General features: G+C 61.4%; 19 protein-coding genes and 1 pseudogene. 10 read left to right on the forward strand and 10 right to left on the reverse strand.

What is annotated here, in order from left to right; all coding sequences use genetic code 11:
* Positions 1 to 7: 7 nt before the first annotated feature.
* The gene (locus ACP7BX_RS08475; RefSeq protein WP_016975913.1) at positions 8 to 361 is read right to left on the reverse strand and encodes a YkgJ family cysteine cluster protein; all 354 of its coding nucleotides are present in this window, start codon (positions 359 to 361) and stop codon (positions 8 to 10) included.
* 115 nt (positions 362 to 476) lie between these two features.
* Here ACP7BX_RS08475 and ACP7BX_RS08480 point away from each other — a divergent pair, with 115 nt between their 5' ends.
* Positions 477 to 1769, forward strand: a complete 1293-nt coding sequence (locus ACP7BX_RS08480; RefSeq protein WP_426127106.1) for an NAD(P)/FAD-dependent oxidoreductase — start codon at positions 477 to 479, stop codon at positions 1767 to 1769.
* A 1-nt stretch (position 1770) separates the two neighbouring features.
* Here ACP7BX_RS08480 and ACP7BX_RS08485 read toward each other — a convergent pair whose 3' ends face one another.
* Complete coding sequence (locus ACP7BX_RS08485) at positions 1771 to 1995, reverse strand: DUF1127 domain-containing protein (protein ID WP_426127104.1); 225 nt, start codon at positions 1993 to 1995, stop codon at positions 1771 to 1773.
* 167 nt (positions 1996 to 2162) lie between these two features.
* On the opposite strand from ACP7BX_RS08485, the gene ACP7BX_RS08490 reads away from it, so the two are divergent.
* A complete protein-coding gene (locus ACP7BX_RS08490) occupies positions 2163 to 3587 on the forward strand; it encodes a PLP-dependent aminotransferase family protein (protein ID WP_133075555.1) in 1425 nt (474 codons plus the stop codon).
* A gap of 62 nt (positions 3588 to 3649) precedes the next feature.
* The gene (locus ACP7BX_RS08495) at positions 3650 to 5218 is read left to right on the forward strand and encodes a phospholipase D family protein (RefSeq protein WP_033901954.1); all 1569 of its coding nucleotides are present in this window, start codon (positions 3650 to 3652) and stop codon (positions 5216 to 5218) included.
* On the opposite strand, the gene ACP7BX_RS08500 is transcribed toward ACP7BX_RS08495, so the two are convergent.
* Together ACP7BX_RS08500 and ACP7BX_RS08505 are read right to left on the reverse strand one after the other, a co-directional pair.
* Positions 5215 to 6357, reverse strand: coding sequence for an MFS transporter (locus ACP7BX_RS08500; protein ID WP_038843526.1), 1143 nt, complete (start codon positions 6355 to 6357; stop codon positions 5215 to 5217). The two genes, ACP7BX_RS08495 and ACP7BX_RS08500, sit on opposite strands and share 4 nt — an antisense overlap.
* A gap of 150 nt (positions 6358 to 6507) precedes the next feature.
* Positions 6508 to 8001 (reverse strand): aldehyde dehydrogenase, encoded by a 1494-nt coding sequence (locus tag ACP7BX_RS08505; RefSeq protein ID WP_314526901.1) that lies wholly within the window; start codon positions 7999 to 8001, stop codon positions 6508 to 6510.
* A gap of 229 nt (positions 8002 to 8230) precedes the next feature.
* Between ACP7BX_RS08505 and ACP7BX_RS08510 the strand changes: the two genes are divergently transcribed.
* The gene (locus ACP7BX_RS08510; RefSeq protein WP_016975921.1) at positions 8231 to 8593 is read left to right on the forward strand and encodes a cupin domain-containing protein; all 363 of its coding nucleotides are present in this window, start codon (positions 8231 to 8233) and stop codon (positions 8591 to 8593) included.
* A 71-nt stretch (positions 8594 to 8664) separates the two neighbouring features.
* On the opposite strand, the gene rpmG is transcribed toward ACP7BX_RS08510, so the two are convergent.
* Entirely contained in the window at positions 8665 to 8820 is a 156-nt protein-coding gene (rpmG, locus tag ACP7BX_RS08515) for a 50S ribosomal protein L33 (protein ID WP_003176906.1), read from the reverse strand.
* An 11-nt stretch (positions 8821 to 8831) separates the two neighbouring features.
* Positions 8832 to 9065, reverse strand: a complete 234-nt coding sequence (rpmB, locus tag ACP7BX_RS08520; RefSeq protein ID WP_010207494.1) for a 50S ribosomal protein L28 — start codon at positions 9063 to 9065, stop codon at positions 8832 to 8834.
* 458 nt (positions 9066 to 9523) lie between these two features.
* On the opposite strand from rpmB, the gene ACP7BX_RS08525 reads away from it, so the two are divergent.
* Positions 9524 to 11116, forward strand: a complete 1593-nt coding sequence (locus tag ACP7BX_RS08525; protein WP_426127101.1) for an ABC transporter substrate-binding protein — start codon at positions 9524 to 9526, stop codon at positions 11114 to 11116.
* Positions 11117 to 11144: 28 nt separating this feature from the next.
* Here the strand turns inward: ACP7BX_RS08525 and radC are convergent, their stop codons facing one another.
* Positions 11145 to 11819, reverse strand: coding sequence for a RadC family protein (gene radC, locus ACP7BX_RS08530; protein WP_033901951.1), 675 nt, complete (start codon positions 11817 to 11819; stop codon positions 11145 to 11147).
* A 157-nt stretch (positions 11820 to 11976) separates the two neighbouring features.
* On the opposite strand from radC, the gene coaBC reads away from it, so the two are divergent.
* From coaBC to argB, 4 genes and pseudogenes are all read left to right on the forward strand, one after another.
* Complete coding sequence (gene coaBC / locus ACP7BX_RS08535; protein WP_426127099.1) at positions 11977 to 13185, forward strand: bifunctional phosphopantothenoylcysteine decarboxylase/phosphopantothenate--cysteine ligase CoaBC; 1209 nt, start codon at positions 11977 to 11979, stop codon at positions 13183 to 13185.
* Between the two features lie 5 nt (positions 13186 to 13190).
* Entirely contained in the window at positions 13191 to 13646 is a 456-nt protein-coding gene (gene dut, locus ACP7BX_RS08540; protein WP_010207501.1) for a dUTP diphosphatase, read from the forward strand.
* 246 nt (positions 13647 to 13892) lie between these two features.
* Positions 13893 to 15308 (forward strand): annotated as a pseudogene (locus ACP7BX_RS08545) (phosphomannomutase/phosphoglucomutase); the annotation flags it as partial.
* 19 nt (positions 15309 to 15327) lie between these two features.
* Complete coding sequence (gene argB, locus ACP7BX_RS08550) at positions 15328 to 16233, forward strand: acetylglutamate kinase (RefSeq protein ID WP_034110286.1); 906 nt, start codon at positions 15328 to 15330, stop codon at positions 16231 to 16233.
* Between the two features lie 169 nt (positions 16234 to 16402).
* Here the strand turns inward: argB and pyrE are convergent, their stop codons facing one another.
* Positions 16403 to 17047: an orotate phosphoribosyltransferase gene (pyrE, locus tag ACP7BX_RS08555; protein ID WP_010168197.1), complete on the reverse strand. Its 645-nt coding sequence runs from the start codon at positions 17045 to 17047 to the stop codon at positions 16403 to 16405.
* A gap of 82 nt (positions 17048 to 17129) precedes the next feature.
* Here pyrE and ACP7BX_RS08560 point away from each other — a divergent pair, with 82 nt between their 5' ends.
* Positions 17130 to 17909, forward strand: coding sequence for an exodeoxyribonuclease III (locus ACP7BX_RS08560; protein WP_003195493.1), 780 nt, complete (start codon positions 17130 to 17132; stop codon positions 17907 to 17909).
* 58 nt (positions 17910 to 17967) lie between these two features.
* On the opposite strand, the gene ACP7BX_RS08565 is transcribed toward ACP7BX_RS08560, so the two are convergent.
* Both ACP7BX_RS08565 and rph read right to left on the reverse strand, forming a co-directional pair.
* Positions 17968 to 18336, reverse strand: coding sequence for a DUF4870 domain-containing protein (locus ACP7BX_RS08565; RefSeq protein WP_033901131.1), 369 nt, complete (start codon positions 18334 to 18336; stop codon positions 17968 to 17970).
* 22 nt (positions 18337 to 18358) lie between these two features.
* Entirely contained in the window at positions 18359 to 19081 is a 723-nt protein-coding gene (gene rph / locus ACP7BX_RS08570) for a ribonuclease PH (RefSeq protein WP_426127095.1), read from the reverse strand.
* Between the last annotated feature and the right edge of the window lie 28 nt (positions 19082 to 19109).

Raw genomic sequence — 19109 nt, forward strand, 5'->3', positions numbered from 1 at the left:
ATAGCGGCTAAACCAAGACCTGCCGGGTGCTCGCCATATACTCATGGATCTGTTTCTCCACCCGCGGATGAATCAGCTCCACCGGGCGTCGCCCATTCGGGCACGGCAGGGTCTTGGTCGTGCCGAACAGCCGGCAGATCAACGGCCGCTCGTCGTACACCGTGCAACCGTTGGGGCCCAGGTGAACACAGTTCAGTTCATCCATGGCCGCATCCTGCTCGGCGGCGGTCTTGCGCGGCAGGCGCGACATTTCCTCGGGCGAGGTGGTCACCGGCCCACAGCAGTCGTGGCAACCCGGGACGCACTCGAACGAAGGAATCTGCCGACGCAGCGCGCTGATTTTCTGACTGTTGCAACTCATCGAAACACATACCGAACGGCGAATAGGCGTGGATTCTGCCGCAAAACGCCCTGCGCAGACAGCTTCATCCGACCGCTGTATCCTGCGTCAAATTTTCCAAACAGGGAGGCTACCCATGACTGCCAGCGCCCGGCACACCACTTCCTATTACGCCGCCAGCAGCGTGCCGCAACCCGATTACCCGGTGCTGACGGGCGAAGTGACGGCCGATGTCTGCGTAGTGGGCGGCGGTTTTTCCGGGCTGAACACCGCGTTGGAGCTGGCGGAGCGGGGTTTGCGCGTGGTGTTGCTGGAAGCGCGCAAGATCGCCTGGGGCGCCAGTGGACGCAACGGCGGCCAGTTGATCCGTGGCGTCGGCCATGGCCTGGACCAGTTCTCCAATGTGATCGGCACCGATGGCGTGCGCCAGATGAAGCTGATGGGCCTTGAAGCCGTGGAGATCGTGCGTGAGCGCGTCGAACGCTTCCAGATTCCCTGTGACCTGAACTGGGGTTACTGCGACCTCGCCAACAAGCCCCGCGACCTGCAAGGCCTGGCAGAAGACGCCGAAGAACTTCGCGGCCTGGGTTATCGCCACGAAGTGCGCTTGCTGCAGGCCAACGAGATGAGCAGCGTGATCGGTTCGGATCGCTACGTGGGCGGCATGATCGACATGGGCTCCGGCCACCTGCACCCGCTGAACCTGGCCCTCGGCGAAGCCGCCGCCGCGCAGCAGCTGGGCGTAAAGCTGTTCGAGCAGTCTGAAGTCACCCGTATCGACTACGGCCCCGAAGTCAGCGTGCACACCGCCCTGGGCAACGTGCGCGCAAAGACCTTGGTGTTGGCCTGCAATGCCTACCTCAATGGCCTCAATCCACACCTGAGCGGCAAAGTATTGCCCGCCGGTAGCTACATCATCGCCACCGAACCGTTGAGCGAAGCCCAGGCCGCCCAACTGCTGCCGCAAAACATGGCGGTGTGCGACCAGCGTGTCACCGTGGATTACTTCCGGCTGTCCGCCGACCGTCGCCTGCTGTTCGGCGGCGCCTGTCACTACTCCGGTCGTGATCCCAAGGACATCGGCGCCTACATGCGCCCGAAAATGCTCCAGGTCTTCCCGCAATTGGCCGAGGTGAACATCGATTTTCAATGGGGCGGCATGATCGGCATCGGTGCCAATCGCTTGCCGCAGATTGGCCGCCTGGCCGATCAACCCAACGTGTATTACGCCCAGGCCTACGCCGGCCATGGCCTCAACGCCACCCATCTGGCGGGCAAGTTGCTGGCCGAGGCCATCAGTGGCCAGCAACAGGGGCGCTTCGACCTGTTCGCCCAGGTGCCACACATCACCTTCCCCGGCGGCAAGCACTTGCGCTCGCCGCTGTTGGCCCTGGGGATGCTGTGGCATCGCCTCAAAGAGCTGGTGTGATTCAGTCGCGCCAGAAGGGTTTCAGACCTTCCTGGCGCGCCTGTTCGGCGGTCAACCCGACATCGCGCAATTGTTCACGGGTCAGATGCAGCAACGCCTTACGCGTGTGACGACGGTGCCAGAACAGACCCCAGCGGCTGATATCGCGCGGCGCCGTCGCCCGCTCTTGCCCTGCCTGCAGTTCCTGACCCTGTAGCGCCAGCCGCACATCGCTCATGCCGTTCATTTTGCCGCCCCTCATTTGCCTTGTTGCCTTGAGTGACAAGCATGGGCGCCGGGCAAAAACCATTACAGATTCAACCCGTTTTTATTAAATCCATACAGATACTGCCTATGGGCGGCTGAATCCTGTATTTTCTGGCTATCTGTAATGGTTTCTCGGGAGCGAATGCCATGACCCTGTACATGAACCTCGCCGAATTACTGGGCACCCGCATCGAACAGGGCTTCTATCGCCCTGGAGACAGGCTGCCTTCTGTACGGGCTTTGAGCGTAGAACACGGGGTCAGCCTGAGTACCGTGCAACAAGCCTATCGCTTGCTGGAAGACAACGGCCTGGCAATGCCCAAGCCGAAATCCGGTTACTTCGTACCCGTCGGCCGCGAGTTGCCGGCCCTGCCTGAAGTCGGTCGTCCGGCGCAACGGCCCGTAGAGATATCGCAGTGGGACCAGGTACTGGAGTTGATTCGCGCAGTACCGCGCAAAGATGTCATACAGATGGGGCGCGGCATGCCGGATGTATTGTCGCCCACCATGAAGCCGCTGCTGCGCAGCCTGGCCCGCGTGAGCCGACGCCAGGATCTGCCGGGGCTGTATTACGACAATATTCTCGGCTGTATGGAATTGCGCGAACAGATCGCGCGACTGTCACTGGATTCCGGCTGCCAACTGACGGCCGAGGACATCGTGATCACCACCGGTTGCCATGAGGCGCTGTCCGCGAGCATCCATGCGATCTGCGAGCCTGGCGACATCGTCGCGGTGGACTCGCCGAGCTTCCACGGCGCCATGCAGACCCTCAAGGGCCTGGGCATGAAGGCCCTGGAAATCCCCACCGACCCGATCACCGGCATCAGCCTGGAAGCCCTGGAACTGGCGCTGGAACAGTGGCCGATCAAGGTTATCCAGCTGACCCCCAACTGCAACAATCCCCTGGGTTACATCATGCCCGAGGCGCGCAAAAAGGCGCTGCTGACCCTGGCCCAGCGCTTTGACGTGGCGATCATCGAGGACGATGTGTATGGCGAACTGGCCTACAGCTACCCACGCCCGCGCACCATCAAGTCCTTCGATGAGGACGGCCGTGTATTGTTGTGCAGCTCGTTTTCGAAAACCCTGGCGCCGGGTTTGCGCATCGGTTGGGTCGCGCCCGGTCGCTACCTGGAACGGGTGCTGCACATGAAGTACATCAGCACCGGCTGCACCGCGACACAACCGCAGATCGCCATTGCCGAATTCCTCAAAGGTGGCCACTTCGAACCGCATTTGCGGCGGATGCGCACCCAATACCAGCGCAATCGCGACTTGATGATCGACTGGGTCAGCCGCTACTTCCCGGCAGGCACCCGTGCCAGCCGCCCTCAAGGCAGCTTCATGCTCTGGGTCGAACTGCCGGAAGGCTTCGATACGCTGAAACTCAACCGCATCCTGATTGAACAAGGCGTGCAGGTGGCCGTCGGCAGCATCTTTTCGGCGTCGGGCAAGTACCGGAACTGCCTGCGCATGAACTACGGGGCCAAGCCCACGCCACAGATTGAAGAAGCCGTGCGCAAGGTGGGTGCTGCTGCCATCAAGCTGCTGGCCGAGGCCGCCGACTGACCTTTCGCGGGAATTTGCCGTCATATGTCGACAACCGCCCTGATCTGGAAGCAACTCCCTTGATGATTCAACGGCTATTACCGTTTTTCCTGTTGGGAGCCCTGGCCCTGGGCGGCTGCGCGACGGTGAGCACGCCGCGCATCCCCAGCGACGCCCTGCCCGCCGCGCAATCGTCGTTCGGCCGCTCGATCCAGGCCCAGGCCGCGCCGTATCAAGGCCGCTCCGGCTTTCGCCTGCTGCCCAACAGCAGCGAGGCGTTCATGGCCCGCGCCGAGCTGATCCGCAACGCCCAGACCAGCCTCGACCTGCAGTACTACATCGTGCACGACGGCATCAGCACGCGCATGTTGGTGGACGAACTGCTCAAGGCCGCCGACCGTGGCGTGCGTGTGCGCATCCTGCTGGACGACACCACCAGCGACGGCCTCGATCAGATCATCGCCACCCTCGCCGCCCACCCCAAGATCGAGATCCGCCTGTTCAACCCTTTGCACCTAGGACGCAGCACGGGGGTTACGCGGGCCATGGGCCGGCTGTTCAACCTGTCGCTGCAACATCGGCGCATGCACAACAAGCTGTGGCTGGCGGACAACAGCGTGGCCATCGTCGGCGGGCGCAACCTGGGGGATGAGTATTTCGACGCCGAGCCCAACCTGAACTTCACTGATATCGACATGCTCAGCGTGGGCCCGGTGGCCGAGCAGTTGGGCCACAGTTTCGACCAGTATTGGAACAGCGCCCTGAGCAAGCCGATTGATGACTTTGTCTCCAATACACCCTCCAAAGGCGACCTGGCCGCCGCACGCGTGCGCCTGGAAGCGTCCCTGGCCGAATCACGCCAGCAGAACCACGCGCTGTACAACCGCTTGCGCACCTATCAGACCCAACCGCGCATGGACACCTGGCGTCGCGAGCTGATCTGGGCCTGGAACCAGGCGCTGTGGGACGCGCCGAGCAAGGTACTGGCCAAGGCCGACCCGGATCCTCGGCTGTTGCTCACCACCCAACTGGCGCCGGAGCTGGAGGGCGTCAATCACGAGTTGATGATGATTTCGGCGTACTTCGTGCCAGGGCAACCGGGGCTGGTGTACTTGACCGGGCGCGCCGATGCAGGTGTGTCGGTGAGCCTGCTGACCAATTCCCTGGAAGCCACCGACGTGCCTGCCGTGCACGGCGGTTATGCGCCGTATCGCAAGGCCCTGCTGGAGCACGGCGTGAAGCTGTATGAGCTACGCCGCCAACCGGGCGACCCCAGCGGCGGCAGCGGCCCGCACCTGTTTCGTCGCGGCACCTTCCGCGGTTCGGATTCGAGCCTGCACAGCAAGGCGATGATCTTTGATCGGGAGAAGTCGTTTATCGGCTCATTCAACTTCGACCCACGCTCGGTGCTGTGGAACACCGAAGTCGGGGTGCTGGTCGATAGCCCAGAGCTGGCCGAACATGTGCGCAACCTGGCACTGCAAGGCATGGCGCCGCCCTTGAGCTATGAGGCGAAGCTACAGGATGGCCAAGTGGTGTGGGTGACCGAAGATAACGGCCAACTGCACACCCTGACCCGCGAACCGGGCAGTTGGTGGCGACGCTTCAATGCCTGGTTTGCTACCAGCGTCGGCCTGGAGCGCATGCTCTAGGCCGGCTGCGCCGCGCCAAATGCACCTTGGCGCAGCAACAACACCACCAACCCCAACGCACCGGCCGCCATCAGCAACGGCAATGCATGCCCGCTGATCCACTGGCTGCCGGCGCCGGCCACCAGCGGGCCGATCAGGCAACCGATCCCCCACAACTGCGCCACATGGGCATTGGCGCGCACCAGTGCGTCGTCGCGGTAACGCTCGCCGATCAGGATCAACGACAGGGTGAACAAGCCTCCGGCACTGGCGCCGAACAACACCCAGATCGGCCAGATCAACACGGTGTGCATCAGCGGTGGAATCGCCAGGCTCGATGCCAGCAACAACACCGCACAGCTCAGGAACAGCGTGCGTCGCGGCAGGTAGTCGGCCAGCGCGCCGATGGGCAACTGCAGCAGCGCATCGCCGACCACCACCGTGCTGACCATGGCCAGGGCGATCTCGGCGGTGAAGCCTTGTTGCAGGCAATACACCGGCAACAACGTCAGAATCATCGCCTCGAAGGCGGCGAATAAAGCCACCGCCCAGGCAATCGCCGGCAGGCTCAGGCAGAAGCGCCACAGGTCGGCGAAGGTCACGCTGAAGGACTCGGCGGTCGGCGCGCCGGATCGCCCCAGCAACAGGAATGGCGCCACCACCAACAAGCCCACACCCACCCAGAACCCGTAATCATGGTCGGTGCCGATCAAGCCCAGCAGCAACGGGCCTGACAGTTGGCTCAAGGCATAACTGCAGCCATACAGCGCCACCAGCCGGCCGCGCCACTGCTCCACCACCAATTGGTTGATCCAGCTTTCGCCGAGGATAAACACGATGGTCAGGATCACCCCGATCATCAGACGCAGCACCAGCCAGACCGGGTAACTGGGCAGGATTGCCAGCAAGCCGATGGACACCGCGCCCGCCCACAGGCACAGGCGCATGAGGTTGGCGGTGCCCAGCCATGAGGCCATGCGACTGGAGACCTTCGCGCCGAGCAGTACGCCAAAGGCCGGCATCGCCGCCATCACGCCGATGGCGAAACTGCCGTAGCCCCAGCTTTCGAGGCGCAAGGACACCAGCGGCATGCTGACGCCGAGGGCCAGGCCGACGCTGAGTACCGAGGCCAGGACGGCGAAATAAGTCGCCCAACGCATTTCCACGCTCCTGTGGATAATTTTTAAGATCACACGAAACAATGTGGGAGCGGGCTTGCTCGCGAAAGCGGCGTACCAGTCAATACATGCGTGACTGTCATACCGCATTTCGCGAGCAAGCCCGCTCCCACATTTGGCCTGCGGTGTGGCTTAGAGCTTGATCCAGGTCGCCTTCAGCTCGGTGTACTTGTCGAACGCATGCAGCGACTTGTCGCGACCGTTGCCCGACTGCTTGAAGCCACCGAACGGCGCGGTCATGTCGCCGCCGTCGTACTGGTTGACCCACACGCTACCGGCGCGCAGGGCTTTGGCGGTGAGGTGCGCCTTGGAGATATCGGCTGTCCACACGGCTGCGGCCAGGCCGTAGATGGTGTCGTTGGCGATGGCAACCGCTTCTTCGGCGCTGTCGAAGGTGATCACCGACAGGACCGGGCCAAAGATCTCTTCCTTGGCGATCTTCATGGCGTTGGTCACGCCGTCGAAAATCGTCGGCTCCACATAAGTGCCGCCGGTTTCTTCCAGCGTGCGCTTGCCACCGGCGACCAACTTGGCGCCATCGGTATGGCCGGCCTCGATATAGGACAGCACGGTGTTCATCTGCTGGGTGTCCACCAGTGCGCCGACGTTGGTGGCTGGGTCCAGTGGGTTGCCAGGCTTCCAGCCCTTGAGGGCTTCGATCACCAGCGGCAGGAATGTGTCCTTGATGGAACGCTCGACCAGCAGGCGCGAACCGGCGGTGCAGACTTCGCCCTGGTTGAAGGCAATGGCGCCAGCGGCGGATTCGGCAGCAGCTTGCAGGTCCGGTGCATCGGCAAACACGATGTTCGGGCTCTTGCCGCCCGCTTCCAGCCACACGCGCTTCATGTTCGATTCGCCGGAGCGGATCAACAGCTGCTTGGCGATTTTGGTCGAACCGGTGAACACCAGGGTGTCGACGTCCATGTGCAGCGCCAGCGCGTTGCCGACGGTGTGACCGTAGCCGGGCAGCACGTTGAACACGCCTTTTGGAATACCGGCTTCAACGGCCAGGGCCGCGATGCGGATGGCGGTCAGCGGGGATTTTTCGGACGGCTTGAGGATCACCGAGTTACCGGTGGACAGCGCCGGGCCGAGCTTCCAGCAAGCCATCATCAGCGGGAAGTTCCACGGCACGATCGCGCCAACCACACCAACCGGCTCACGGGTCACCAGACCCAGCTGGTCGTGCGGGGTGGCGGCGACTTCGTCGTAGATCTTGTCGATGGCCTCGCCGCTCCAGCTCAGGGCATTGGCTGCGCCGGGTACGTCGATGTTCAGGGAGTCGCTGATCGGCTTGCCCATGTCCAGGGTTTCGAGCAGCGCCAGCTCTTCGGCATTGGCCTTGAGCAAGGCTGCGAAACGCAGCATGGCGGACTTACGCTTGGCGGGTGCCAGGCGCGACCACACACCGGAATTGAAGGTGGCGCGGGCGTTTTCGACGGCGCGCTGGGCGTCGGCGGCGTCACAACTGGCAACGGTAGCCAGCAGGCGGCCGTCGACCGGGCTGATGCATTCGAAGGTGTCACCGGAAACGGCGGCGGTGTATTCGCCATTGATGTAGGCGCGGCCTTCGATCTTCAGATCCTTGGCGCGTTGTTCCCAGTCGGCACGGGTCAGGGTGGTCATGCGAGTGTCCTCCTCTTATTGAATACAAGGGCCAGGGGATGTCCCACGGCAGCCTCAAAGAATTCTTGCCCGCCAGCCAATGGTTCGGCGCAAGGCAGCTGCCACCCTAAACCAGCGGCCGGGGATGTTTCAATATATTTGACATAACGCCGGTAAACGCCCTTGCGATGTTCATTTTAATAAACATAGACTTTGGGCTCTCCAACCGCAGGCCAGACGGGACACGCACATGAGCATCCAGGACATCGTCGACTTCAGCCAAGCCAAGACCGCCGCCGAGCGCTACCGCCCCGCCGCCGAAAAAATCCTCAAGGGTGATCCCGAGCAGACGATCTACAACCACTACAACAGCCCCTGCGGCCAGATGAGCGCGGGCGTGTGGGAAGGTGAAGTCGGGCAGTGGAAGGTCAACTACACCGAGCATGAGTACTGCGAAATTGTGCAGGGTGTTTCAGTACTGCGTGATGCCGATGGCAACGCCAAGACCTTGCGCGCCGGTGACCGTTTCGTGATCCCCGCCGGGTTCAGCGGCACCTGGGAAGTGCTGGAACCCTGCCGCAAGATCTACGTAGTGTTTGAACAGAAAGCCTGACCGGCAAATCGCAGGCAAAAAAAAGCCCGGATCGTGAGATACGGGCTTTTTTTCACAAGGAGGAAAATCAATTACTTGATTTTGCCTTCTTTGTAGATCACGTGCTTGCGAACGCGCGGGTCGAACATTTTCTTTTCGAGCTTGTCCGGGGTAGTACGCTTGTTCTTGTCGGTAGTGTAGAAGTGACCAGTACCGGCGCTAGAGATCATTCGAATCAATTCACGCATGATATAGCTCCTTAGATTGTGCCAGCGCGGCGCAATTCAGCCAGCACGACAGTGATGCCACGCTTGTCGATGATGCGCATGCCTTTAGCAGATACGCGCAGACGGACGAAACGTTTCTCTTCTTCAACCCAGAAGCGGTGATGCTGCAGGTTCGGCAGGAAACGACGACGGGTTTTGTTATTTGCGTGGGAAATGTTATTCCCAGTCACCGGACCCTTACCGGTAACTTGACAGACTCTCGACATGCCTCAGCCCTCTAAAACCACATGCCCAACCCGGCATGGGTTGGCCGCTTAATCTCTCAGTCATTTGGCGCCAGGCGCCGCGTTTCTTTAGGGTCTTACCGGCTACACCTACAAGCGAAGGAACCGGGCCCCTAGAAAAGAGCGCTGCTTTATACCAGAAAGACCCAGGTGCAACAACAGCCCGAGTGTTTTTACTGGCGTAAATCTTGGCGACAGACGCCTGAACCGTTGCCAGGAGGGGCCGCTGTCACAGCCGACCGCTCGTCGCACAGAATGATTTACAGCGCCCGCGCGCACGATGAAGTGCTCGGCAAAACGCGCTGAGGTGCCATCAAAACAGCATTTGGCGCAAAAGCACAGGCAAAAATGGGCTAGTCATTTACCAATCAGACCACTACGGTAGGACTTTTCCAGACTGCACTCGCAGATGGGCCTTCGATCTGCAAAGGAAACCGAACATGCGCCTCGCTGCCCTACCGCTATTGCTCGCCCCTCTTTTTATCGCGCCGCTGGCCTCTGCCGCCAGCAACCTGAGCGTCTGCACCGAGGCCAGCCCCGAAGGTTTCGATGTGGTGCAATACAACTCGCTGACCACCACCAACGCCTCGGCCGATGTGCTGATGAACCGCCTGGTGGACTACGACGCGGCCAGCGGCAAACTGGTGCCCAGCCTGGCGGACAGCTGGGAAGTCTCGCCGGATGGCCTGACCTATACCTTCAAGCTGCACCCGGATGTGAAATTCCACCGCACCGAATACTTCACCCCCAGCCGCACCCTGACCGCCGAAGACGTGCGCTTCAGCTTCGAGCGCATGCTCGACCCGGCCAACCCCTGGCACAAGATCGCCCAGAGTGGCTTCCCCCACGCGCAATCGCTGCAACTGCCAACGCTGGTCAAGAAAATCGACGCCCTCGACCCGCTGACCGTGCGCTTCACCCTGGACCACGCCGACTCTACCTTCCTCGCGGCCCTGAGCATGGGTTTTGCCTCGATCTACCCGGCGGAATACGCCGACAAACTGCTCAAGGCCGGCACACCGGAGAAGCTCAACAGCCAGCCGATCGGTACCGGGCCGTTCATCTTCAGTCGTTTCCAGAAAGATGCCGTGGTGCGTTACAAGGCCAACCCGGACTACTTCGCCGGCAAACCGGCTGTGGATAACTTGATCTTCGCCATCACCCCGGACGCCAACGTTCGCCTGCAAAAACTGCATCGCGACGAATGCCAGATCGCCCTGTCTCCCAAGCCGCTGGATGTGGGTGAAGCCGAAAAAGACCCAGCACTCAAGGTGGAGAAAACCGCCGCCTTCATGACCGCCTTCGTGGCCATCAACAGCCAGCACCCGCCTTTGGACAAGCCCGAAGTGCGCCAGGCGATCAACCTGGCCTTCGACAAGGACAGCTACCTCAAGGCCGTATTTGAAGGCACCGCCGAAGCCGCCAACGGCCCCTACCCGCCTAACACCTGGAGCTACGCCAAGGACCTGCCAGGTTATCCACAGGATCTCGCCAAGGCCGAGGCACTGCTGGACCGCGCCGGGCTCAAGGATGGCTTCAAGACCACTATCTGGACCCGCCCCACCGGCAGCCTGCTGAACCCCAACCCGAACCTCGGCGCACAGCTGTTACAGGCTGACCTGGCCAAGGTCGGCATCCAGGCCGAGATCCGCGTGATCGAATGGGGCGAGCTGATCCGCCGCGCCAAGGCCGGCGAACACGACCTGCTGTTCATGGGCTGGGCCGGTGACAACGGCGACCCGGATAACTTCCTGACCCCGCAGTTCTCCTGCGCGGCGGTGAAATCCGGCACCAACTTCGCCCGCTACTGCGACCCCGCGCTGGACAAGCTGATCAGCGCCGGCAAGACCACCAGCGAGCAAGGCGTACGCAGCAAGCTCTACCAGCAGGCCCAGGCGCAGATCCAGCAACAGGCACTGTGGTTGCCGCTCGCGCACCCGACCGCGTTTGCCCTGGCGCGCAAGAATGTCGAGGGCTACCAGGTGAGCCCATTCGGGCGCCAGGATTTCTCAAAGGTCAGCGTCAAGCCCTGACAACCAGGCCCGCTCCCATGGGGCGGGCTTACATCCACCCATACTCCGCCATCGACAGTGGATCGCCATCCCCCACGATGATGTGATCCAGCACCCGCACATCCACCACCTCCAAGGCTTTTTGCAGCAGCTTGGTCAATTTTCGATCAGCCGCACTCGGCTCAAGGCTGCCGGAAGGATGGTTGTGACACAGGATCAAAGCCGCTGCGTTGTACGCCAGGGCACGCTTGACCACTTGCCGGGGATAGACCATCGCCGTATCGATGGTGCCCTGGGACAACGCCTCGAAACCCAGCACCCGGTGTTTTGAGTCGAGAAACAGGCAGCCGAAGGTCTCATGCGGCTCATGGCGCAACAGTGCCTTGAGGTAATCCCGCACGGCCACCGGGCTTTCCAGCACCGAATCCTGGCGCAGGCGTTCGGCCATGTGGCGCCGGGCCATTTCCAGCACCGCCTGCAACTGGGCGAACTTTGCCGGCCCCAGCCCCAATTGCTGGCTGAACAGCGCCTGACTGGCCTCCAGCAACGGGCGCAAACCGCCAAATTGCGCCAACAGATGGCGCGCCAAGTCCACCGCGCTGCGACCGGAAACCCCCGTACGCAGGAAGATCGCCAGCAACTCGGCATCCGACAGGCTCGCTGCGCCCCATTCCAAAAGCTTTTCCCGGGGCCGCTCTGCCACCGGCCAATCGCGAATACTCATCCCACCTCCCTCTCCATACGCGCCGTGGCATGTACGCCGCTGTTGCCTCGCAGACGCTGTGTTATCGTAGGCCCTCTTTTTTGCGTGTGATTTCCCCTGGGGAGGGGGCATCGCAGGCGTCACTGAACTGGCATCACTGAACTGGAAAGGCAAACCAATGCAGCGTCTGTATCGGAAACGCATCGTTCTCGGCGTTGGCGGCGGCATTGCCGCCTACAAGAGCGCAGAACTGGTTCGCAGGCTCCTGGACCAAGGCGCCGAAGTGCGCGTGGTCATGACCCGCGGTGGCAGTGAGTTCATCACCCCACTGACCATGCAAGCGCTCTCCGGCCACCCGGTTCGCCTGGACCTGCTGGACCCGGCAGCCGAAGCCGCCATGGGCCATATCGAGCTGGCCAAATGGGCCGACCTGGTACTGATCGCCCCGGCCACCGCCGACCTGATCGCCCGCTTGGCCCAAGGCATCGCCGATGACCTGCTGACCACCCTGGTACTGGCCACCGACGCCACCGTCGCCATCGCCCCGGCCATGAACCAGGCCATGTGGCGCGACCCGGCCACCCAGGCCAACACCCAGCTCCTGCAAAGCCGTGGCCTCAAGGTGTTCGGCCCGGCGTCCGGCAGCCAGGCCTGCGGCGACGTCGGCATGGGCCGCATGCTTGAAGCCACCGACCTCGCACTCTGTGCGGCGGACTGCTTCCAACACTTGGCCCTGACCGGCAAGCACGTGTTGATCACCGCTGGCCCGACCCAGGAAAACATCGACCCGGTGCGCTACATCACCAACCATAGCTCAGGAAAAATGGGCTTTGCCCTGGCTGAAGCGGCGGTCGAGGCAGGCGCGCGCGTCACCCTGATCACCGGCCCGGTGCATTTGCCGACCCCGGATCGGGTCACGCGAATCGACGTAGTCAGCGCCCGCGACATGCTGGCGGCCTGTGAGGCGGCCATTCCGTGCGACCTGTTCATCGCCTCGGCAGCGGTTGCGGACTACCGCCCGGAAGTGGTTGCCCCGCAAAAGCTTAAGAAAGACCCTACAAGCGGCGACGGCCTGCTCCTGCAAATGGTGCGCAACCCAGACATCCTGGCCACCATCGCCACGCGCCCGGACCGTCCGTTCAGTGTCGGCTTCGCCGCCGAGACCGAGCATTTGCTGGACTACGCCGCACGCAAATTGAAAGACAAAAACCTCGACCTGATCGTTGCCAACGATGTCGCCAACCCGAGCATCGGCTTCAACAGCGAGGAAAACGCCTGCAGCGTGATCGACCGCGAGCTGCACGCCACCCTTTTCGCCCAGACCAGCAAGGGCAAGATTGCCCGCCAACTGATCTCTTTTATCGCCCAACGGCTGAACCAGGTTTAATTTCCATGCACGCTTTGCAAGCCAAGATCCTCGACCCACGCATCGGCAACGAATTCCCACTGCCGGCCTACGCCACGCCCGGCTCCGCCGGCCTGGACCTGCGCGCCATGCTCAAGGAAGACACCGTCCTTGAACCGGGCCAGACCCTCCTGATTCCGACCGGCCTGTCGATCTACGTGGGCGACCCTGGCCTGGCGGCGCTGATCCTGCCGCGCTCCGGCCTGGGCCACAAACACGGCATCGTGCTGGGCAACCTGGTCGGCCTGATCGACTCGGACTACCAGGGCGAACTGATGGTGTCATGCTGGAACCGTGGCCAGACCGCCTTCAACATCGCCGTCGGCGAGCGTATTGCCCAACTGGTACTGGTGCCAGTGGTGCAGGCGCACTTCGAACTGGTAGAAGAATTCGATGAAACCCAACGCGGCGCAGGCGGTTTTGGGCATTCCGGCAGTCACTGACTAAGCTGAACCTGGCCGGGCGCCGTTGCCTGGCCAGACGCCACCGCTGGGCTTTTCAGGACGAAGAATGCGCGGAGTTTATCAGCGAGATTTCTCCATAGAAATCAAAGCATTACGCAGACATCAAGACGGAGCCAGCGCTCCGATGGCATTTTTGCACCACGAACTCTCTGCCGAAAACACCGTCATACCCTTCAGTTTGAGCCTGCCGGTCAGCCACATTAAGGCCAGCCTTGCCCCTTTCAGATGGAGTTTCCCCCCGCGATGAGTACCGCAGCCCGCGTAGCCCCGACATTCCCCGACAGCATCTTTCGCGCCTATGACATCCGTGGCGTGGTGCCCAAGACCCTGACTGCCGAAACTGCCTATTGGATTGGCCGTGCCATCGGCTCCCAGAGCCTGGCCCAGGGCGAGCCCAACGTTTCGGTCGGCCGCGACGGTCGCCTGTCCGGCCCGGAGTTGGTGGAGCAACTGATCCAGGGCCTGGCTGACAGCGGTTGCCATGTCAGCGATGTGGGCCTGGTGCCGACGCCCGCGCTGTATTACGCCGCCAACGTCCTGGCCGGCAAGTCCGGGGTGATGCTGACCGGCAGCCATAACCCGTCGGATTACAACGGCTTCAAGATCGTCATCGCTGGCGACACCCTGGCCAATGAACAGATCCAGGCCTTGCACGACCGCCTGAAAAACAACGATCTGACCAGCGGCAAGGGCACCATCACCCAAGTCGACATCCTGCAACGCTACTCTGATGAAATCACCCGTGACGTCAAACTCGCGCGCCGCCTCAAAGTGGTGGTGGATTGCGGTAACGGCGCGGCCGGCGTAATCGCCCCGCAGCTGCTCGAAGCCCTGAACTGTGAAGTGATCCCTTTGTTCTGCGAGGTCGACGGCCACTTCCCCAACCACCACCCGGACCCAGGCAAGCCGGAAAACCTGGTGGACCTGATCGCCAAGGTCAAGGAAACCGGGGCTGACGTCGGCTTGGCCTTTGACGGTGATGGCGACCGCGTCGGCGTGGTGACTGAGACCGGCGAGATCGTGTTCCCTGATCGCCTGCTGATGCTGTTTGCCCGCGACGTGGTGGCGCGCAACGCCAACGCCGAGATCATCTTCGACGTGAAGTGCACCCGCCGCCTCACGCCACTGATCAAGGAATATGGCGGTCGCCCGCTAATGTGGAAGACCGGTCACTCGTTGATCAAAAAGAAAATGAAGGAAACCGGCGCGCTGTTGGCCGGCGAAATGAGCGGCCACGTGTTCTTCAAGGAGCGCTGGTTCGGCTTTGACGACGGTATTTACAGCGCCGCGCGGTTGCTGGAGATCCTCAGCAAGGAAAAATCCACGGCTGAAGAGCTGTTCCAGACCTTCCCGAACGATATTTCTACGCCAGAGATCAATATCCATGTGACCGAGGAGAGCAAATTCAGCATCATTGACGCACTGCACGATGCGCAATGGGGCGAAGGCGCCAACCTGACCACCATTGATGGTGTGCGAGTCGATTACGCCAAAGGCTGGGGCCTGGTTCGCGCGTCCAACACCACACCGGTGCTGGTCCTGCGTTTCGAGGCGGATACCGAGGCTGAGTTGCAGCGCATCAAGGACGTGTTCCACGCCCAGTTGAAACGTGTTGCCCCTGATCTCCAATTACCGTTCTGATTTTTTACCGGAGCCCTGAATGACCCTCGAACGCGAAGCCGCTGCCAACACTGCCAAGGTCCTGTCCGAAGCGCTGCCTTACATCCGACGCTATGTCGGCAAGACGCTGGTGATCAAGTACGGCGGCAATGCCATGGAAAGCGACGAGCTGAAAACCGGCTTTGCCCGCGACATCGTGTTGATGAAAGCCGTGGGGATCAACCCGGTGGTGGTGCACGGCGGCGGCCCGCAAATCGGCGACCTGCTCAAGCGCTTGTCGATCGAGAGTCACTTCATCGATGGGATGCGCGTTACTGACGCGCAGACCATGGACGTGGTGGAGATGGTCCTTGGCGGCCAGGTCAACAAGGACATCGTCAACCTGATCAACCGCCACGGCGGCAGCGCCATCGGCCTGACCGGCAAGGACGCGGAGCTGATCCGCGCGAAAAAACTGACCGTGACACGTCAGACGCCGGAAATGACCCAACCGGAAATCATCGACATTGGCCAGGTGGGTGAAGTGATCGGCATCAACACCGACCTGCTGAACCTGTTGGTGAAAGGCGACTTCATTCCGGTGATCGCGCCGATCGGCGTGGGCGCCAATGGCGAGTCCTACAACATCAACGCCGACCTGGTGGCCGGTAAAGTGGCCGAAGCGCTGAAAGCTGAAAAGCTGATGCTGCTCACCAACATCGCCGGCCTGATGGACAAGGAAGGCAAGGTGTTGACCGGCTTGACCACGCAACAAGTGGACGAGCTGATCGCCGACGGCACCATCTACGGCGGCATGTTGCCGAAGATCCGTTGCGCGCTGGAAGCGGTGCAAGGCGGCGTGGGCAGCTCGTTGATCATTGATGGCCGGGTACCGAATGCGGTATTGCTGGAGATCTTCACGGATACCGGCATGGGCACGCTGATCAGTAACCGCAAGCGTCCTTAAGCGTCAGAACACAAAAGGCCCCGCTCAACCTGATTGAGCGGGGCCTTTTTGTTTGTACTCGGTCCAAATGTGGGAGCTGGCTTGCCTGCGATGACGGCGGCACATTCAACAATTCTATCGCCTGATACACCGCTATCGCGGGCAAGCCCGCTCCCACAGGGGATCGGTGTCAGACGCCGAACTGCTCGCGATACGCCTTCACCGCCGGCAGGTGTTGCTTGAGCTGCGGATCATCTTCCAGGAACTGCAGGACCTGGTTTAGCGACACGATGCTCACCACGGGAATGCCGAAATCGCGCTCCACTTCCTGGATGGCCGACAATTCACCATTGCCACGTTCCTGGCGGTTCAGCGCAATCAGCACGCCGGCAGCCTTGGCACCGTCCTGGGAGGCGATGATCTGCATCACTTCGCGAATCGCAGTACCGGCGGTGATCACGTCATCGATGATCAGCACGTCGCCCTTGAGCGGAGCCCCGACCAGGCTGCCGCCTTCGCCATGGGCCTTGGCTTCCTTGCGGTTGAAGCACCATGGCAGGTCCTGGCCATGATGTTCAGCCAGAGCCACGGCCGTCGCGGCCGCCAGGGGGATACCCTTGTAGGCTGGGCCGAACAGCACATCGAAGGAAATACCGCTTTCAACGATGGCCGCCGCATAGAAACGACCCAGCTGAGCCAGGGCCGAACCCGAGTTGAACAAGCCTGCATTGAAGAAGTACGGGCTGGTTCGCCCGGACTTCAAAGTGAACTCACCGAAGCGCAAAACGCCGCGATCGATGGCAAAACGAATGAAATCGCGTTGATACGCCTGCATGAAAAAAGCCTCAGATACCACGGATTTAGCTAAATAGGTAGACGGCGTGTATCATACACGCACGCGATTTTTGGGGCCATTTATGCGGATCATCAGTGTGAACGTTAATGGTATTCAGGCTGCAGTCGAGCGTGGTTTGCTCAGTTGGCTGCAAGCCCAGAATGCCGACGTCATCTGCCTGCAGGATACCCGCGCCTCCGCCTTTGAACTGGACGACCCAGCCTTCCAACTGGATGGCTACTTCCTTTATGCCTGCGATGCCGAAGTGCCCACCCAAGGTGGCGTGGCTTTGTATTCGCGGTTGCAACCCAAGGCGGTCATCAGCGGCCTCGGCTTCGAGACAGCCGACCGCTACGGGCGCTACCTGCAAGCCGATTTCGATAAGGTCAGCATCGCGACCTTGCTGCTTCCTTCGGGGCAGAACGGCGATGAAGACTTGAACCAGAAGTTCAAGCTAATGGACGATTTCGCCCGTTACCTGGATAAACAGCGACGCAAACGTCGCGAGTACATTTATTGTGGCTCGCTGTACGTGGCGCAACAGAAGCTGGATATCAAGAACTGGCGCGACAGCCAGCAATCCCCGGGTTTCCTGGCGCCGGAACGCGCCTGGATGGACGAGATTGTCGGCAATATGGGCTATGTGGATGCCCTGCGCGAAGTCAGCCGCGAAGGCGACCAGTACAGCTGGTGGCCGGACAACGAACAGGCTGAGATGCTCAACCTGGGCTGGCGTTTCGACTACCAGTTGCTGACTCCAGGTCTGCGCCGGTTCGTGCGCAGTGCACGCCTGCCGCGTCAGCCACGCTTCTCGCAGCACGCGCCGCTGATCGTGGACTACGACTGGACATTGACCATCTGAGGTCTTTTTCCAGGCACAAAAAAACCGACATCGCTGTCGGTTTTTTTGTGGGCGCTCATTATTTGATCACACGCCAGGTCAACGGGTAGCGATAGGCGATCCCTTTGTTGGCCTTGATGCTGCCGATGATGGTCAGCACGATCGTGGCGATCGCCAGGGCAAACATCAGGAAAAACCCAACTATCGTGAACGCCAGTACGATGCAGGCTATCCAGGCGATGGCCACGGTGATCTGGAAGTTCAAGGCTTCCTTGCCCTGATCATCAATGAACGCGTCCTTTTCTTTCTTCATCTGCCACAGGATCAGCGGCCCCACGACACTGCCAAAAGGGAACACAAACCCGAGAAACGCCGCGAGATGGCACAACATCGCCCCCTGCCGCACTTCATAGGAAGGCATCGGCACAAGTTCCTGGTTGTCATTCATGGCGCTTCTCCTTGAGGCGGGCTCAGTCAGCCAGGGCGGCGTTCTGCAGCTCGAAGATTTCAGTCATGCCTTTCTGGGCCAGGGTCAGCATGGCGTTCAAGTCGGCCGGCTGGAATGGCGCGCCCTCGGCGGTGCCCTGTACTTCGATGAAACCACCGGTGCTGGTCATGACCACGTTCAGGTCGGTCTCGGCAGCCGAGTCTTCCAGGTAGTCCAGGTCCAGCACAGGTTCGCCCTGGTACATGCCTACCGATACGGCAGCGATCATTTGCTTGAGCGGGTCACCGCCTTTCAGGCCGCCACGTTTCTTGATCACTTTGAGTGCATCAACCAGGGCCACCATGGCGCCGGTGATGGACGCGGTGCGGGTGCCGCCGTCGGCCTGGATCACGTCGCAGTCGACGTACAGGGTCACGTCGCCCAGCTTGGACATGTCCAGGGCTGCACGCAGGGAGCGACCGATCAGGCGCTGGATTTCCAGGGTACGGCCGCCCTGCTTGCCACGGCTGGCTTCACGCTGGTTACGCTCGCCGGTGGCGCGCGGCAGCATGCCGTACTCGGCGGTCAACCAACCCTGGCCCTGGCCTTTGAGGAAACGCGGCACGCCGTTTTCGACGCTGACGGTGCAGATGACCTTGGTATCGCCAAACTCGACCAGTACAGAACCCTCGGCGTGTTTGGTGTAGTTGCGGGTGATGCGGATCGAGCGGAGCTGATCGGCAGCGCGACCACTTGGACGTTTCATAGGGAGACACCTGTACTGAGGACGAAAA

The sequence above is a fragment of the Pseudomonas sp. DWP3-1-3b3 genome, from assembly GCF_049896305.1.
Taxonomy (GTDB): Bacteria; Pseudomonadota; Gammaproteobacteria; order Pseudomonadales; family Pseudomonadaceae; genus Aquipseudomonas; species Aquipseudomonas azotoformans_A.

Excerpts from the sequence above, each read along its gene's own strand:
- coaBC (WP_426127099.1), top strand. The coding sequence starts at position 11,977 with ATGCAGCGTCTGTATCGGAAACGCATCGTTCTCGGCGTTGGCGGCGGC.
- ACP7BX_RS08500 (WP_038843526.1), bottom strand. The coding sequence starts at position 6,357 with ATGCGTTGGGCGACTTATTTCGCCGTCCTGGCCTCGGTACTCAGCGTC.
- ACP7BX_RS08525 (WP_426127101.1), top strand. The coding sequence starts at position 9,524 with ATGCGCCTCGCTGCCCTACCGCTATTGCTCGCCCCTCTTTTTATCGCG.
- pyrE (WP_010168197.1), bottom strand. The coding sequence starts at position 17,047 with ATGCAGGCGTATCAACGCGATTTCATTCGTTTTGCCATCGATCGCGGC.
- dut (WP_010207501.1), top strand. The coding sequence starts at position 13,191 with ATGCACGCTTTGCAAGCCAAGATCCTCGACCCACGCATCGGCAACGAA.
- ACP7BX_RS08560 (WP_003195493.1), top strand. The coding sequence starts at position 17,130 with ATGCGGATCATCAGTGTGAACGTTAATGGTATTCAGGCTGCAGTCGAG.
- ACP7BX_RS08505 (WP_314526901.1), bottom strand. The coding sequence starts at position 8,001 with ATGACCACCCTGACCCGTGCCGACTGGGAACAACGCGCCAAGGATCTG.
- argB (WP_034110286.1), top strand. The coding sequence starts at position 15,328 with ATGACCCTCGAACGCGAAGCCGCTGCCAACACTGCCAAGGTCCTGTCC.
- ACP7BX_RS08495 (WP_033901954.1), top strand. The coding sequence starts at position 3,650 with ATGATTCAACGGCTATTACCGTTTTTCCTGTTGGGAGCCCTGGCCCTG.
- radC (WP_033901951.1), bottom strand. The coding sequence starts at position 11,819 with ATGAGTATTCGCGATTGGCCGGTGGCAGAGCGGCCCCGGGAAAAGCTT.
- rpmG (WP_003176906.1), bottom strand. The coding sequence starts at position 8,820 with ATGCGTGAATTGATTCGAATGATCTCTAGCGCCGGTACTGGTCACTTC.
- ACP7BX_RS08480 (WP_426127106.1), top strand. The coding sequence starts at position 477 with ATGACTGCCAGCGCCCGGCACACCACTTCCTATTACGCCGCCAGCAGC.
- ACP7BX_RS08490 (WP_133075555.1), top strand. The coding sequence starts at position 2,163 with ATGACCCTGTACATGAACCTCGCCGAATTACTGGGCACCCGCATCGAA.
- rph (WP_426127095.1), bottom strand. The coding sequence starts at position 19,081 with ATGAAACGTCCAAGTGGTCGCGCTGCCGATCAGCTCCGCTCGATCCGC.
- ACP7BX_RS08475 (WP_016975913.1), bottom strand. The coding sequence starts at position 361 with ATGAGTTGCAACAGTCAGAAAATCAGCGCGCTGCGTCGGCAGATTCCT.
- ACP7BX_RS08510 (WP_016975921.1), top strand. The coding sequence starts at position 8,231 with ATGAGCATCCAGGACATCGTCGACTTCAGCCAAGCCAAGACCGCCGCC.
- ACP7BX_RS08485 (WP_426127104.1), bottom strand. The coding sequence starts at position 1,995 with ATGAACGGCATGAGCGATGTGCGGCTGGCGCTACAGGGTCAGGAACTG.
- rpmB (WP_010207494.1), bottom strand. The coding sequence starts at position 9,065 with ATGTCGAGAGTCTGTCAAGTTACCGGTAAGGGTCCGGTGACTGGGAAT.
- ACP7BX_RS08565 (WP_033901131.1), bottom strand. The coding sequence starts at position 18,336 with ATGAATGACAACCAGGAACTTGTGCCGATGCCTTCCTATGAAGTGCGG.